10 protein-coding genes are annotated in these 16,273 nt (G+C 44.8%); 5 read left to right on the top strand and 5 right to left on the bottom strand.

Annotated elements, in window-relative coordinates:
* Nucleotides 1-154: 154 nt before the first annotated feature.
* A complete protein-coding gene (locus G7B18_RS13255; RefSeq protein ID WP_079640669.1) occupies nucleotides 155-349 on the top strand; it encodes a cold-shock protein in 195 nt (64 codons plus the stop codon).
* A gap of 408 nt (nucleotides 350-757) precedes the next feature.
* A complete protein-coding gene (locus tag G7B18_RS13250) occupies nucleotides 758-1,042 on the top strand; it encodes a hypothetical protein (protein ID WP_164112340.1) in 285 nt (94 codons plus the stop codon).
* A 135-nt stretch (nucleotides 1,043-1,177) separates the two neighbouring features.
* Here the strand turns inward: G7B18_RS13250 and G7B18_RS13245 are convergent, their stop codons facing one another.
* Complete coding sequence (locus G7B18_RS13245; RefSeq protein WP_240452860.1) at nucleotides 1,178-1,768, bottom strand: hypothetical protein; 591 nt, start codon at nucleotides 1,766-1,768, stop codon at nucleotides 1,178-1,180.
* A gap of 163 nt (nucleotides 1,769-1,931) precedes the next feature.
* Between G7B18_RS13245 and G7B18_RS13240 the strand changes: the two genes are divergently transcribed.
* Nucleotides 1,932-3,461 carry a TlpA disulfide reductase family protein gene (locus G7B18_RS13240; RefSeq protein WP_164122984.1) on the top strand — a complete coding sequence of 510 codons (1,530 nt, stop codon included), beginning with the start codon at nucleotides 1,932-1,934 and terminating at the stop codon, nucleotides 3,459-3,461.
* A gap of 38 nt (nucleotides 3,462-3,499) precedes the next feature.
* Here the strand turns inward: G7B18_RS13240 and G7B18_RS13235 are convergent, their stop codons facing one another.
* From G7B18_RS13235 to G7B18_RS13220, 4 genes are all read right to left on the bottom strand, one after another.
* Nucleotides 3,500-5,041, bottom strand: coding sequence for a RagB/SusD family nutrient uptake outer membrane protein (locus G7B18_RS13235; protein ID WP_164122981.1), 1,542 nt, complete (start codon nucleotides 5,039-5,041; stop codon nucleotides 3,500-3,502).
* 13 nt (nucleotides 5,042-5,054) lie between these two features.
* On the bottom strand, nucleotides 5,055-8,690 hold the full coding sequence (locus tag G7B18_RS13230) for a SusC/RagA family TonB-linked outer membrane protein (RefSeq protein WP_164122979.1): 3,636 nt from the start codon (nucleotides 8,688-8,690) through the stop codon (nucleotides 5,055-5,057).
* A gap of 171 nt (nucleotides 8,691-8,861) precedes the next feature.
* Complete coding sequence (locus G7B18_RS13225) at nucleotides 8,862-9,959, bottom strand: FecR family protein (RefSeq protein WP_164112336.1); 1,098 nt, start codon at nucleotides 9,957-9,959, stop codon at nucleotides 8,862-8,864.
* Nucleotides 9,960-10,035: 76 nt separating this feature from the next.
* Nucleotides 10,036-10,605 (bottom strand): RNA polymerase sigma factor, encoded by a 570-nt coding sequence (locus G7B18_RS13220; protein ID WP_164112335.1) that lies wholly within the window; start codon nucleotides 10,603-10,605, stop codon nucleotides 10,036-10,038.
* A gap of 547 nt (nucleotides 10,606-11,152) precedes the next feature.
* Here G7B18_RS13220 and G7B18_RS13215 point away from each other — a divergent pair.
* Nucleotides 11,153-14,365, top strand: coding sequence for a SusC/RagA family TonB-linked outer membrane protein (locus tag G7B18_RS13215; protein WP_164122977.1), 3,213 nt, complete (start codon nucleotides 11,153-11,155; stop codon nucleotides 14,363-14,365).
* An 11-nt stretch (nucleotides 14,366-14,376) separates the two neighbouring features.
* The gene (locus G7B18_RS13210) at nucleotides 14,377-16,161 is read left to right on the top strand and encodes a RagB/SusD family nutrient uptake outer membrane protein (RefSeq protein WP_164122975.1); all 1,785 of its coding nucleotides are present in this window, start codon (nucleotides 14,377-14,379) and stop codon (nucleotides 16,159-16,161) included.
* Nucleotides 16,162-16,273: the final 112 nt, after the last annotated feature.

Genomic DNA, 16,273 nt, shown 5'->3' with positions numbered 1-16,273 from the left:
TTGGTATAGTCTTGTGTTATTTATCCAGGCTTGATCGAGGATTTGCGATCTGTGGTTAGAAGATTGCTGAAACACGAAATAATAGCCTTAGATCTGCTTTTAAATGCAGATAACGCAATAGTCAAATAATTTTTTATCAATAATAGTTAATACAATGCAAGAAGGAATAGTAAAGTTCTTTAACGAAACAAAAGGTTTTGGTTTTATTACACCATCCAACGGTGGTGCTGATGTTTTCGTACACTCGACAGGTTTAGTAAGTCATATACGTGAAAATGATACGGTAACATTTGATGTAGAAAACGGCAAAAAGGGAATCAACGCAACGAATGTTCGCGTAGCAAGATAATTTGTTCATTTCATTTTTTTTACCTTCATGCGGCAGACGAAAGTCTGTCGCATTTTGTTTTGATTATCAGATATATAATCGTATATTTACCAATAGCAAGACTGTATATAAACTTAACCCCATTAGCAGGCTTGTTCCTTATGTCAGACGAATCGTTTTATACGCCTGGTCCCCAACAGTGAATTATCGTCTAGAAACGTCGACTACCCTCTGTATTATTACAATTTTTTTTAAACAAAAGTAATTAATCCATAATATCATGAGTAAAGATCAGAAAAAGCCAAAGAGTACAACCGAGAAAAAGCAATCATCTTACCAAAAGGAAAAGAATTCCTCCTCGAAAGAAACAACGACAAATTTTTTTGATAAAAAGAAAAAATAGTATTTTAAACCTAAGAGTATACAGCAATGATACAATTTGAGAAGATCACGCATGCGATATTACGTGTCCTTAAGGATAAGGGCTATAATGTACTGACATCGAATAATCGGCTTACAGACCCAGAAATCTATTGGTATCCGGAGCAGGTCATCAGTATAGCAAAATATCGTTTTAATCTAAATGATAGGGGGTACAAACACGCATTGGGGCATCCGGTAATCGTACGTATACAATATGCATTGGATAATATGAAAGATGATGAGCTGCACGGTATGGTATATACCACGTCCAGAGATGTGCTATTTGATTAAAAGTCAAAAGTTGTTGATTCGGAGTTATCCTAACCGGCAAACCTTTCGCATTCCAAAGCCTAATGCTTGGAAGTTGAAGATCAATGTCCTTTCCTTTTACAGGGTTAATTATTTTTTTTTTATTGCTGCTATTTTTTAATTGACAAACTCCGTTTTACAGTAATCAATTTTATAAGCACCGCTCTCGCGCACGAGGGTTACTTCATTTTGTGTTTTTATGCCCTCGCCGTAATCGATAAATACACGGTACAGCCCCGCTTTGATCTTGTTGATCTCTAATTCCTGGAGTTCGCCAATATCGCCATTACCTCTCCCGAATAGCCATATTTCGCGTGCCTCGATCGGATATATGTCGGTCCATTTCTCGCTGTATTTCTTTTCCGCTATAGGATATTCCTCATCAGTCAGGTTTGAAGCGCCATACAGTTCGGCGGATTCGGCTAGGAATTCCTGAAATCGCTTGGTACAGAGTTTTTCTTCTACATTGTATTGGGGGAAGTACTTGTCTGAACTTTTTGTTTTGAAGACGCTTTTTAACCATTCTAGCGCCTGATCAATAGGTTTGTCAGCGGCATTTTCTTTTTGAACGTCAGTAGTATGCTGCAGCTCTTTAGCCCGTGCGACATGGTCCGAAACAGCTGTTTTTTGCGCAGACGCATTGTTTTTCTGACCGCAGGCACTTATCAAAAAAGCGAATAGGTAGATGGGCAAATATTTTATGTACATAGTTATCGAAATAGATTCCAATATTAAAAACATTCGGAGACAAAAGCAATCCCTGTTATCGGCTATCTGATAGGCTATACCCTGAACAGATCTTAGACAAAAAGCCCTCTTGTCTGTCTTATTATTAGCAACTGATTTTTTATAATAAACACGAATGTTAAAAATGGACACGAAAAAACTGACTATTGCCGCGCTGGCACTGATAGGCACTGTAGCCTGCTGTACGTCTATCAATGAGGTAAAGGCACAAGAGATGGCAAAGACTGAGCAGATAACCCCGAAAGCGCTCAAAGAGCTGCAGAAAAAAGTGAGGAATAATGTTGATAGCGTAAGTTATCACATGGAGCTGATCGAGGCCATGGGAATAGAGAATCCGGCACTTTTCAGTCTTTATGAGGGTTGGATGAAGGAAAGGCCTACAAATGCTAACATTCCATTGGCCTTGGGGTCAACACTGGAAAAGCAGTACAGTTCGAAAGCTAAAACATATCTATTACGGGCTATCGCCATAAACCCGGACCTGAAAGAAGCCTATGAGGCCCTGTGGTCCGATGCTTCGCGCTGGGGTGAAGAGGACAAGAAGAGGGATTATTTAAAGAAAATTACGGAAATAGATCCGCAAGATGCCAGTTACGCATTTTACTATGCAAGCTCCTTCAAGAACGTCGATCGGGAGAAACACAAACAATTGAGTTTGGCTGTGGCGGATAGGTTTAATACGAGCGAGCGTGGCGCACAGGCATTGTACTGGCTGGCGCATCAGACACAGGATCTTCAGGAAAAAGAGGCAATATACGTGCGCCTAAAAAATGACTTTTCGCCTGCCGGATTTAACTGGTCGCTGAGTGGTATGACTGCATACAGCGACTTATTATTGCAACAGCAGCGCTATATGGAGGCTGCAGCACTCGCTGCGGAACTTTTTGAAATGACGAAGCAGGAAAATTGGCAGCGGAGTGCGGAGACGGCTTCCAGGTTTGCACAGTACAAACAGGCGCAGGGTTATAAGGAATGGGAGAAGGCCCTGGCGATATTGGACGGGATTAAAGTATCGCGCTACTCGTCTGCGTACAAATTGATTCCGGTGGCCAAGGCCGAAGTGTTGCACCAAAACGGACAGACGGATAAAGCGTTCGCTACATTGATGGAATGCTATGTGAAATCTCCATCACCGAAGATCAAGGAATCGCTCACAACTTATGGACATACCCTTGGTAAAGATAAAGGTGCGGTGCAGGCTGCTATATCCAACGCTCTGAAGACAAATGGTCGGGTAGCGACACCTTTTGAACTGAAAAACTATGCTGGAAGTAGCAACAGCTTGGCAGACTTTAAGGGAAAGGTAACATTTATTACCTACTGGTATCCGGGCTGTGGTCCGTGTAGAGGCGAGTTTCCGCACTTTGAGAACGTGGTGCGTAAGTTTGATAAGGACAAACTGGCTTATCTCGGTATTAATATCGTCTCTTCGCAAAATGACTACGTATTGCCATTCTTGAAGTCTACTGGCTACAGCTTTGTGCCTTTGGAAGATGTAAAAGGTAGGAATAAGGGAAATCTGGATAATAGGAGCGCAGCGCCGATGAACTTTCTGATCGATAAGCAGGGGAATCTGATCTTTGAAAATTTCAGAACCGATGCCGATAATGAGGACGAGCTGGAACTGATGATCAATGAAGTCAGTCTACTCTAATTGAAAAGGGACATCGCGAAGATGTCCCTTTTTGTTTTTTAATAGTTGTTTTGTACAATTATGCCTTGACTCGAGATAATCTCTGTCCGTGGAATAGGGACAGCAAATCGTCTGGAATCTTTGGATAATTGATACGTTTTGAGTGGTTGATCCCGCAGTACGGAGGATGCATTGTAAGGATAGAAGCTACGGCTCAGCAACACATCGTCGCCTGCATAGTCATTATTGTTGAAGCGGCGGATATCCGACCAGCGCTGTGTATAAGGCATCTCTCTGCGGCGCTCTTCGAGCACTTTCTTGATAGCATCTTCTTTGCTGCTGGCTTGAAGATTGACCCATACACCTGGCTTCATACGCTTGGCACGCAATGTGTTGACTGTCGCCATGGCTGCAGCTCCTTGATCTAACCGGGCCTGGCATTCGGCCTTGATCAGCGTCATCTCGGCTACAGTAGGCCCGGAAGGGACACGGTCTTTGTAGAAAAATACATATCCAGGCCAGTTGTATGCAGGTTTGGTCATACCTCTGTCGTAGGAGTAGCCTTCTACAAAGTGATATTCGTAGCGAAGATCGTTGGTCTTGTCATAAAGGTCGATAAGCTCTTGGCTCGGAATATACCACCAGCTTTCGTGATTCAGCATGCGGAAATACAAAAATTCTTTCCACTGTAACATATCGGTAAAATCACTTTGGTTGTCGTGAGTATATGGAAATTTGAGGGTTACCGTTTCGGCTTGCGGAGTACCTGTGTTGATATTGACAGTACTGCTGCGGCCGTAGCGCATATCGGTATTGTAATCGACGAAGGTACTGTACTCGGTCAATGCTTTATTGGCGAAATCGAGGGCTTTGTTGTAGTCATTGCGCACCAGGTAGTAACGGGCGGCAAAGCCATTAACAGCAGCCGTATTGGCCCGCCAGTGTCTCGCGCGGCCTTGCTGTACAAGAGGGACAGGCATTTTCTGTGCCTCCGCCAGGTCGGATTCGATCTGCGTATATACGGCATGCAGTGGCGCCCGTGCCGTGGGCTCTTCAAAAGAAGTCGTCAGCTTGATCGGCAGACCCAGCTCATTCTTGTTGGCTTCAGTATAGGGAAGGCAGTACGTGTTTACCAGTGCAAGATAGCTGTAGGCACGGATCAAGTGCGCATCTGCTTTCAAACGGTCCTTGTCGGCCTGGCTTCCGCTGACACGGCTTAGATTCTCCAGCACCATATTGGCATTGAAGATTTTTGTGTATTCATTTCTCCAGAAATTTTCGCGCGTATCGTCCTGTATATAATCGATGTCCCACAAGGCAAACTCTACAGCTGCCATAGAAAAAGAGCCTGGACGGGCATCGTAAATCTGCTTCGTGAAATTGTAATCATCGGTACTGTATATCGCTGTTCTGTTGCCCTCGGTATAGAAGGTGCTGTATCTATTGAGCAGTGCATCAAGCTGATCGGTCGTCGTGACGACCAGATCGGAAGATTTGGAAGGTTTTTCATCCAAAAACTTGTCGCAGCTACTGAAAGACAGTGCCCCGGAAATAAGTATAGCTAGGGTTAGTTTGCTCGTTTGGTTTATTGTAGTTTTCATCTTTCCTTATTAATTAAAATCCAACCTTCAATCCGAATGTAAAACGTGGGCGCGGCTTCATCGTACCCAAGCGGAATTCCGGGTCTTCGCCCGTATTATTGAACAATACGGTAAACAGGTCATTGCCCTGTATGTACACCATGGCATTGCTCTGTCTGAGAAGGTTCCACTTTTGCGTAGGTAGACGATAGCTGGCGTTGACCTCCTGCATACGGAGGTGTGAAGCGTTGGTTACCAGATAATCCATGTACGGATAGAATCTATTCCAGAAGTAGTAACGGGGCTCGATAGTATTTAATGGTAAGGGGACTATCGTATTCGGATCGCCATTCATGACTTCACCCAGTTTACTGTTCGGGAGTAGTCGGCCATATCCAACATCTGGATAATTGAATGTTTGTTTCATAAACTTATGGCCCAACTTACCCGTAAGAATAAATGAAAGATTCAGATCGTAGATCTGGAAGCTGTTGCTAAAGCCTAAGGTATAAGGTGCTACGCGTGTACCGGCGTGCAACAGGTAGTCGCGACCATCGCCAGGTGCCCAGGTGCCAAAACCGTAAAGCTCGCCATTGGATCCTTTGACCTTAGGTTGCTTATCGTGTACTCCCGCGTACTCAAATACCCATAACGAGTTGGCATCATAGCCCTCGATATAAGCACCAAAGTTCTGATTATATCCATAAAGTTCGTTTGCAGCATAGTTGGCTACGAAAAACTTATTGACCTTATTCTTGTTGTACGAAAAGTTGAAGCTACCGCGCCAGGTAATGTCTGACCCATGTAGCGGGAGTGTCGTACCCAACTCGAGCTCTATCCCGCGGTTGCTGATCTCGGCGTTGTTCAGCTTTTGGCTATTGGTGCCATTTACCGCGGGGATAGATAGCTGTGCAATGAGGTCTTTGCCCTGCTTGTTATACACATCGATCTTTCCATAGAGCTTGCCCTGCCATAAGGAATAGTCTATACCGGCATTCCAGGTAGCGGTACGCTCCCAACGTAGTGTAGGGTTGCCATAGCTGGTCACACGTGCAGTATATTCGTTGGTGTACACGTCTGGCGTGGTCGTAAGCCCCAACAACGGACGGAAGGAGGTCGAACGATCCACATTGCCGTTATACCCATAAGTAAGCCTTAGGTTTAGGCGGTCTAACCAAGTGTACTGTTGCATAAACTGTTCGCGACCGATCTGGTAGGAACCACCGATAGACCAGAATGGTGCGTAGCGGTACGAAGGATCGTCCGTAATCATATTAGAGGCATCGTTACGTATACTACCGGAGATGGTGTATCTATTGCGATAGGTATAGGCGGCATTGGCAAACATAGAGACAAAACGCTCGGTACGGTAAGTGAAAGAATTGGTGTAGCGGAAGGTCTGATTTTCGCCCATCCAGTTTTTGATGGGGCTGAATGTGCCTCCCGGTCCGTTCGGGTAGGTGCCTACGGTGAGGGTCTCTTCATTATAACCGTAAGATGGTGGGTTGTAAAATTGTTCGGATACGATGTTACTGATCTCACTGCCGGCCACGGCATTGATCTCATGGTCTAATCCGAAAGTCCTGTTGTAGTTGACTTGGTTACGGAAGATGTATGTGTTAACGGTGGTGCGTCCCCAATCTTTCGAATTATTGTAAGGCTGCTCAATTAAGCCTCCCTTAGGCAGATTGGGCGTAAAGGTGTTCTTCTTGTTGTCCCAGGCTGTCGCTTCGTTGACACGCTTACGTAAATAAAACGAACCTTCATTGTACAGGTAGCGATTTTCGGTGTTGAAGTGCTCGTACTGTAGCTTCGTATCAAAGGTTAGTCCCTTTAATGGTTTGAAGGTAAGACCTCCCATCAGGCGGGTATTCAGTTCCTTGGTACGGCGGTCGCGTTGGGAGATCTCCTGCGCGGGATTGTAGGTCCAATCGGCATAAGGAAATCTATCCATAGGTACAAAACGCTCCATGATAGGCCAGTAATACTGATGGATATTGGTGTACGAACCATCGGTATTGATTAGCATGTCGTATGGAGATAAACCCTCTATATCCGAAAGATTTACACCATTCTTCTTGAAGTTATTGTGCTGCAGCATGGTCGAAGCATGAACATCCAACCAAGGAAAGATGCCCGCTGTAGTCCGGTAGTTGAGCATGTAGCGGTCATTGGAAGTTTCCTTGAAGTTACTCTGATTGCGCTCATACAGCATGGAGGCCAGGTTGTTCATCTTGGCACTGCTCCCTTGGAGCGTGAGGTTGTATTGCTGGGTAACGGGATTAGCTAGTAATAGATCTTCGATCTGCTGGCGGTTGTCCAGTGTTTTCAATCGTTCTAGCTCGGCGTCACGCTCAGTTTCACTCCTATAGCCCAAATGATGCTCACTTAGGGCTATTAGTCCTTGGGACCATTGTTTTTCGTAATTAGATGCTAAAGAACCCGAATTTTCTGTGGCGCTCCATCTGTTGAAGGCTCGTTTTTCGTATTCGATGGTCTCGGCCGAAGAGGCTAAAGGATTAACGTAGGAAAGATCAAATTTCTTTCCGACCCGTGTGAAAGCCTGAAAATCTACTTTGAGCGGTGTCCCTTGTTTTGCCTTTTTGGTGACGATAACCACTACGCCGTTGGCGGCGCGTGCTCCCCATATAGAGGCCGCAGCGGCATCCTTCAATATGGTGATGCTCTCCACGTCATTGGGATTGATCGAACTGAAATCACCTTGTATGGCAAAGCCATCGACGACAACCAAGGGGTGCGCATTGGCGGTGAGATTGCCCTGTGCATCACGTATATTGAGGCTGGTCTGCCCGCGGATCTCAAAACGTGGATTGCCGTCTACGTCGAGTGTGGTCTGTACACCGGCAGTAGTGCCTATGATGCGCTGCGCAATATTAGTCGTGGGTTTTTCGATCTGCGCTTTGTCGATAAGACCGAAAGATCCGGTAGCGCGCTCCTTGTTCAGGGTCTGAAATCCGGTATTAACAACGACTTCTTCGACTTCCTGCTTGGTCAATCGCAGGGTGAGACTTTGCAGGTTGGACGCGGCCGAAACTTCGAGGTTGTCAAAGCCTAAGAAGCTGATGGCCAAGGTCGCATTGCGGTCTACACCGTTAAGCTGAAAGAAGCCTTTTTCGTCGGTAGAGGTGGAGATATTGCTCCCCTTGACGCGGACGGTCGCTTTTTGTAGCGGATTGCCTTGCTGGTCCCGCACATAACCCGAGACAGGGCGCTGTTGCTCTATTTCTTCTTCGAGAGAAGCTGTATTTGTCTTGCGCGGTGCAGCCAGCGGTACCAAGGATACGACTTTGCCTTTAATGACATAATCGAAAGGTTGGTCTTTAAATAATTTGTCCAACGTTTCCTTGAGGTTTCTATTATCAATAGACACAGATACGGGAGCAGCTTTCTTCAAATACGAACTTTTATAGATAAAAGAATAGCCACTCTGCTTTCTTATTTCTTTAAAGACATTTTCAAGAGCTGCCTTTTCCGTATGTATGCTTATCTTTTGGGCATACGAGTTGGCGGATAACTGCAAACTGGCTCCTAAAGTAAGGTAAGTTAACAGACGCATTTCTAGTGTGATTTTTGGTGATGCTAGTTTTTTCTTCCTAAAATTGGACAATAAAATATTGTACCATCTTTTAGTATAAGCATGATTATTCATACATTTGATGATTAGGTTATTTATTTAAAGTCAGTTGTAAATAAAAGTTAGCCTTTTACATTAGAGCAGGGATGTGTCCGCATCTCTGCTTTTTTAGGCTTTAGAAGTCTTTGTACTATTTTTTCTCCATATACTTCCTCCTGTATTTAGTGTTATCAATTGTTAGTCGTTTTATTTGTTGTTAGATACTGTTATGTTTTTTCCCTGACGCTTAAACTGTAATCCCAGATTGATCTCTAGTATATCCAGAAGTTCGTCCAGGGCTAGCGTGGTCTGGAGTTCGCCGTTAAACTTGATCCCTTTTGGTAAAGCACTGCTTTCAAAGGTGACATCATAGTTACGTTCGATCATCCGTATGATAGGCAATAGATCTTGATTGGAAAGGGCAATGATACCTTCCTTCCAAGCTATTGTTTCAGCAGCATTGACTTTGACGACCTGATTGCCGGTGGCCGAAGCAATGTATTGCTGATTGGGGCGGAGTAAGGTGGTGCTGGTCTCTTTAAGCTGCCTTACCGCCACCGCACCTTCTGCTAATGTAGTGGTACTTACGGCCTCGTCAAGATAGCTATTGACGTTAAACTTGGTGCCCAGTACTTTTATTTCTTGATTTGACGAGTGTACGATAAATGGTGTTTTACTATTGCCATGTTGGACTTTCACGACTTCAAAATAGGCCTCGCCTTCTAGCTTTACGGATCTGGAATCTTTACCAAATGCAGCAGGGTAGGTCAATGTGGTGCCCGAATTGAGCCATACATTAGAGCCATCGGGCAGGGTGAAGTTGAGCTTGCCTCCACGGGGAGTTTTTAAGGTAATGAACGGATTGGCATACAGGTTTTGCATCTGGGCACGGGCCAGTTTTTGTGCGGCCCCTGGTGCCCCGTCGAGTAATAGGGTGTCGCCCGAGGGTAGTATGGCGATAGCTTTGGTGACTGGAGCGGCTATGGGTTGTTGTGATGCCGTGATCGCTGCCCCCTCTTCTTCGCTTGTTTCCGTCGAATAGATGTAATAGAAGGCAGCAAAGCCGACGACGGCAAATACGGCAGCAACCTGTCTCCACGGGAACAACCGCTTTGGTGAACGTGCTTGATCCCGGATGGGCGACCATTGGCTTAGCCGGGATTCGGCTTCGGATTCTTGAAAGTCTTCTAGGGTATTGCGCTTTATAAAGTCATTGTAATACCGGTAGAGCAACTGTTTTTCAGCTGTCGTTGCCTGGCCGGATCGGTAGCGGTCTAATAATGTTTTGAATTCCTTTTTATTCATGTAAATATAAGCTGTAAAGCGCCACTATACGTACAAGACAGTTAAGTCTTGCAGGTGTCTAATAAAAAAATAAAAATTATGAAAATAGAAGTATAAAGATATACTTAAGGTTACTTTTTAGGATGAGAAGCGCATTGTAAATCTGTTGCCTTACGGTCTTGGTCGTGATATTAAGCTGTTCGCTGATCTCTTGATGAGATTTCTGCTCTTCGCGGCTCAAGAGAAATACTTCCTTCATCTTTTTGGGCAGTTTGTTGATCTTTTCAGCAAGTATCGCTGTAAGTTCTTTTTCGATGATATATTCGTCGACATCATTGCGCTGTACCGTCTGAAGTGCCTCGGTGTAGTCGTAAAACTTCTGCGTGATTTTTTGGTGGTCCAGCTGGTTTAAGATGATATGCCGTATCATACGGTGTAGATACGCCGAAAAATTGCTCGTGATATGCAGGCTTTCTCGCTTGTTCCAGAGTTTGGTAAAGACGTCCTGTGTGATATCCTGCGCTTTGTCATAGTCTTGGTAAAACAGATAGGCGTGCTTGTATGCAACGTTTCGATAGCGCTCGTAGAGTATAGAGAATGCCCGTTGATCCCCGGTCTTGGAAAGTTCAATAAGCTCGATATCTGTATACTTGTCGTAGGTACTCAATGAAATTTTCGGTAAAAGTTAGTGCTTCGCCATCAAATTTAAACGATATATACTCAAAAAACAAACCCTATTTTAAGTCAAGGTTAATAGGGGGGCGGCTTAGGGCAGTGGTAGAAGGCGCTTAAGAAGAGGAAGAGAGAAACTGCTGATAAGGTGACAGTGGGTAAGCATAAGTGCTTGCTGGATTGCTGTTTTTGTTTAGTTATGCTAAATATTTACACTTGGTTTTTAGGAACGTGCTTCCAGTCGTAAGTAACAATTGTTTAACAATTTATTTTTACTTTAGTTAAACATTAGATGTAATATTGTAGATGTAAAAGGTTTTTTGTGGTTTATTATTTAATATTTGTAAACATTATTTTAGTTTGTTACTTTAGTTTTTAAATACGGGAAAACACCGAATTAACCAGTAATACTAAACTTAAAAAAGCAAGGCTTATGGGAATATAAAAGTGTCTATATGCAAAAAAGGAGATGTTGGACCATCCCCTTATGTAAGGAATCAAAACTGTTCAAAAAAATTTTAATTAACCTTATTATTTCAAATATGAAGAATATTTCTTTCGTAAACAAGTTAAGGAGGAAATTGGCTCCGGTTTGTTTGCGGATAACAACAGGATCGCGTATGCTGTCACTGGCTTTAATGCTTTCAAATGCGGCAGCTTATGGCTCACCAACAATGAATCTGTACGGGCAATCGCTCTCGCAACAAGCCGAAATCTTGGCTAAGGGCAGAATTACAAACGGTAATACGCCTCTAAAAGGGGTATCCATATCGGTCGTGGGTAAGACATCAACAGGTATCGCATCCGATGCCGATGGCCGCTTTACGATACGTGTACCCAAGAATAGTGTCCTGCGTTTTACACTTATGGGACATGAATCTAGGGAAATGAAGGCGGACGAAAATATGCAGATCGAGCTCGTCGAGAAATCATCTATGCTCGAAGAGACGGTCGTAGTGGGCTATGGTACCCAAAAGAAAGTAAACTTGACAGGGGCCGTAGACCAGATAAGTGCTAAACAGTTGGAAAATAGACCTGTCACTAGCCTAGGTTCCGCCCTACAGGGGTTGATGCCGAACTTAAACATCACGAACCCCAGTGGTAATCCTACCGCCACAGCGAGCTTTAATATTCGCGGTACCACCTCGATAAATGGTGGTGGACCTTTGATTCTGGTAGATAATGTACCCCATACCGAAGCCGAACTCGCTCGCCTGAACCCCAATGATTTTGAGACGGTAACGATTTTGAAAGATGGTTCGTCTGCCGCGATTTATGGGGCCCGTGCTGCCTTCGGCGTGGTACTGATCACGACGAAATTTCCAAACTCGGACAAAACGCAGCTCAGCTTTGGCTACAACGCTTCGTTCAGGACGGTGGGTAAAATGCCGGAAGTGGTAACCGACCCACTCACCGTCATGGAGTATAAGAGATTAGCTGCCACACCGCTCTATGATTTATTCCCGGATGCCGTTCGTGAGTATGCTAAGCAGATTCAGAACGACCCAAGTCTACCAAGAGTGATCTTGGATCCGAATAATAAGTTGAACTACATGTATTATGGATCTACAGACTGGATGGAGGAGGGATATAATAAATCGGCCCCCACACACACCTTCAATCTGAGCCTGGGTAGAAAGTCCGAAAATATTTCTTACTTGTTTTCGGGTGAATACCTCAAACAGAATGGAATGATGAAATTCGGACAGGATATAATGAATCGGTACAATGCGCGCGGAAAGGTGGATATGAAAGTGACGGACTGGCTGGAAATTGGAAATAATACCCTGATCACGGCGCGCGACTTTGATTCACCGGTATTTATGGATGGCGACTTCTTTTGGAATGTGAATCGTACGAGCTCGCTCGATGTGCCTAAAAACCCGGATGGCAGCTGGACTTCGGCCGGAGCAGCACTGCTCGGCAGAATGCAAGACGGCGGACGTACAACGAGAAAAATTAATGAGTTTCAAACCAGTTTCAATGCCAAAGCATCGCTTATCAAGGATGTATGGGACGTAAATGCGGATGTTACTTTTCGTCGCTCGAGTTGGAATCTGAGCTCATTTGACTTACCTATCCCGTATAAGACCGGGCCGAATACGGAAATAAAATATGCGGGCCCCTCTACCTCCTATGCGACCAAGCAATATGAAAATAACAAGTACGATGTTTTCAATATATATACAAACTTTAAAAAGTCATGGGGAGACCATAACCTGAATACCTTGTTGGGCTATAATCAGGAATATCGTAAAAACGAAGTGACCTCGGCAACCCGTAATGACCTGTTGTCGATAGATCTACCGAGCTTACAGTTGGCCTCGGGAGCTACTTCGGCTACACAGTCGTTGGATGATTGGGCTGTACAAGGTGTATTCTATCGTATCGGATATGATTATAAAGGGCGCTACTTATTGGAATCTAATGGGCGTTATGATGGGTCGTCCAAGTTTCCGAATGGAGATCGATGGGGATTCTTCCCGTCTGCTTCGGCAGGATGGGTGGTGTCGGAAGAGCATTTTTTCGAACCGGCAAAGGAAATTGTCAATCTATTGAAGTTTAGAGCATCCTATGGGCAACTGGGCAATCAAAACGTGAGTAACTATTCCTTTTTGCCTACCATGGGCGCTGGAAAGATAGGCTGGATCCTGGGGAGCGAACGTCCCTTGGGGATTAACCCTCCCGGAGCGGTAATGAGTAGTTTTACCTGGGAGAAAGTAGCGACGACCAACTACGGTGCAGACCTGGTCTTGTTCAATAATAGATTGGACATTACAGCAGATATGTATACGCGTACGACCAAAGATATGCTGGTAGCAGGCAAGACGCTGCCAGGGGTTTTTGGTACCGGATCGCCCAAGATTAATGCCGGCGACCTGAAGACGGAGGGATGGGAGCTGCGTGTGGGATGGAAGGACAACTTTGACTTGGGTGGCTCTCCGTTCAATTACAGCGCGGCCTTCGTATTGTCCAACTATAAAGCTTCTATTACGAAATACGATAATCCGACCAACCTATTGAGTGACTATTATGTGGGGCAGCGTCTGGGGACGCTCTGGGGTTATACCTATGACGGTGTATTCGAGAACCAAGCTCAATTGGACGCCTTGAATATGGTGGATATAGGAAATGGAAACGTGGGCAACAATTCGTATATAGGGGATATCAAGTATAAGGATCTAAATGGCGATGGCCGTATCAACGCGGGTAAAAATACCTTGGACGATCATGGTGACCTGAGACCCGTGGGCAATTCCAGTCCGCAGTATCCTTTTAGTTTCGATCTTGCTGGCGAATGGCAGGGAATCAGTGCAAGGGTATACCTGCAAGGTATAGCAAAACGGGATTGGTATCCTGGAGGTGGATCTATCTATTTCTGGGGCATCTATGCACAACCATGGACCAACGTGACCAAACAGAATCTGGACCACTGGACACCGGAGAATCCTAACGGTTATTTCCCGGCGGTGAGGGCTTATGCTGCTGAGGTCAGCGGACGCTCGCTGGCGGCTACAAACGACCATTACCTACAGGATGTAAGCTATATGAGGGTAAAGAACATTACGCTGGGATATAGTTTGCCGCAAACATGGATCAAACGTTCCGGTTTAGGTAAGGTACAGTTTTATTTCTCTGGAGAAAATTTATTTGAAAAAACGAATCTTGATATGCCGTTGGATCCGGAAGGCTTTGGTGGCAATCTTTATCCGTTTCAACGTACTTATTCATTTGGCCTGAATCTAACATACTAAGAAACTTCAAAATGAAAAAATCAATATATTTATGTGGTGCCGTGATGGCACTATCGCTATCCGCATGTCAAAAAGATTTTTTGAACAGATTGCCGCAAACGGCAGTGACTTCTGAAAATTCGTTTCAGTCCCCGAAGGACCTGGAGATCTATACCAACACCATGTATGGCATGATAGGTCCTTCATACTCGGATGGTTTTTCGGATAATATCGCAGGCATGGCAGGAGCGTCTACGACCGACAATATGGTGCGGGGTAACCTGACTGTTGCCAATGCGGGGGGCTGGAACAATTGGGGTGATCTACGCCGTATCAACATCATGTTGGACAATGTACATAGGACCAAAGGTAATGCTGCCGATATCAATCATTTTGTAGGAATAGCAAAACTGTACCGTGCCAATTGGTATTATAACATGGTAAAGATATACGGCGATGTACCATGGTACGGTAAGGAAATCAAAGATAGTGATACAGAGGGGCTGATGAAAAAGCAGGATCCACGTACGCTGGTCGTAGATTCGATTATGGCGGATCTGGATTTTGCGGTCACGCATATCAAAGCCGCTGGTACAAATACACGTATTACCAAATGGGCAGCATTGAATCTCTTGTCCCGTATCGCACTATACGAAGGTAGTTACAGAAGGTACCATGAATATCTCGGTCTACAAGCGACGGCAGCGTCATTCTATAAAAAGTCGGCCGAAGCAGCACGACGGGTGATGGATGAGGGGGGCTTTGTGATCCATAATACGGGGAAGCTGGGGGAAGATTATAGAGCGCTGTTCTCGAACCCCAACCTTTCAGACAATAAGGAAGTCCTGTTCTTAAAAAAGAACAGCATGGGCGAGGGGGTGGGGAATAACTCGCATACGGTCTTTGACTATGAGTGGGCCATGAGTAAGGAGCTGATGGAAGAGTACTTAATGAAAGATGGAAGTCGATTTACCGATCAGCTTGGTAATGAAACGATGAAAATCACTCAACTGTTTAAAAATCGGGATCCTAGACTTGCTGAATTGATCATGGAGCCCGGGTTCAAAACAAACCCTAACCTTAATCTGCCCCACATACTGAAGCCTACCTATGGGGGTTATCTTCAGGTCAAGTTTTATCCGAGAGACCCGGAATTACGTAAAGGCTGGAATCTGAATTATACAGATCTACCGATTATGCGGTATGCGGAGACCCTGTTAAACTATGCGGAAGCAAAAGCTGAACTGGGCACATTAACACAGGAAGACTTGAATATAACTATCGCTAGATTAAGGGCTCGTGTCGGTATGCCGGCGTTGATACTAAATGCAGCAAATAGTAATGTCGATCCCCTGTTGGAAGCACGATATGCTAACGTAAAGCAGAATAAGGGTATAGTGCTTGAAATCAGAAGAGAGCGGAGAACGGAGCTCGCAGCAGAGGGATTCCGGCTGGACGACCTGAATAGATGGGGGGTAGGCCAGCTTCTGGCGCAGGCTCCTAAGGGAATGTATGTCGAAGCGCTCGGACTGATGGACGTAACAGGGGATGGTAATCCTGATATAGCGATTCTGGAAAAGAAAAGTGACGATAATGCCTGGGCTGTATTGCCTAAGGATCAAAGGGACAAGATCACTCCGCATTACCTAAGTGATGACGTGATCTATCTATCGGAGGGTAATAAAGGGCATATCATGTTTACCCGTGATAAGAAGCAACCGCGCAACTGGGAGGCTCCGATGTATTATTACCGCCCTATACCTATACAGCAGACGGTGTTAAATCCAAACCTGAGCCAGCCTTTTGGGTGGAAATAGTAGGGGATGCTGTTGAAATTTTAATTTTAAATCCCTGAATTTGTTTTTATCAGGGATTTTTTCTCTTTTGCGTTGGCAAATAGACAACAATTATAAAACAGATAGTGAATAT

The organism is Sphingobacterium sp. xlx-130, assembly GCF_011007405.1.
Lineage (GTDB): Bacteria > Bacteroidota > Bacteroidia > Sphingobacteriales > Sphingobacteriaceae > Sphingobacterium > Sphingobacterium luzhongxinii.
Note: the sequence above shows the minus strand (reverse complement) of the source record. Positions and strands in the feature narration are given on the sequence as shown.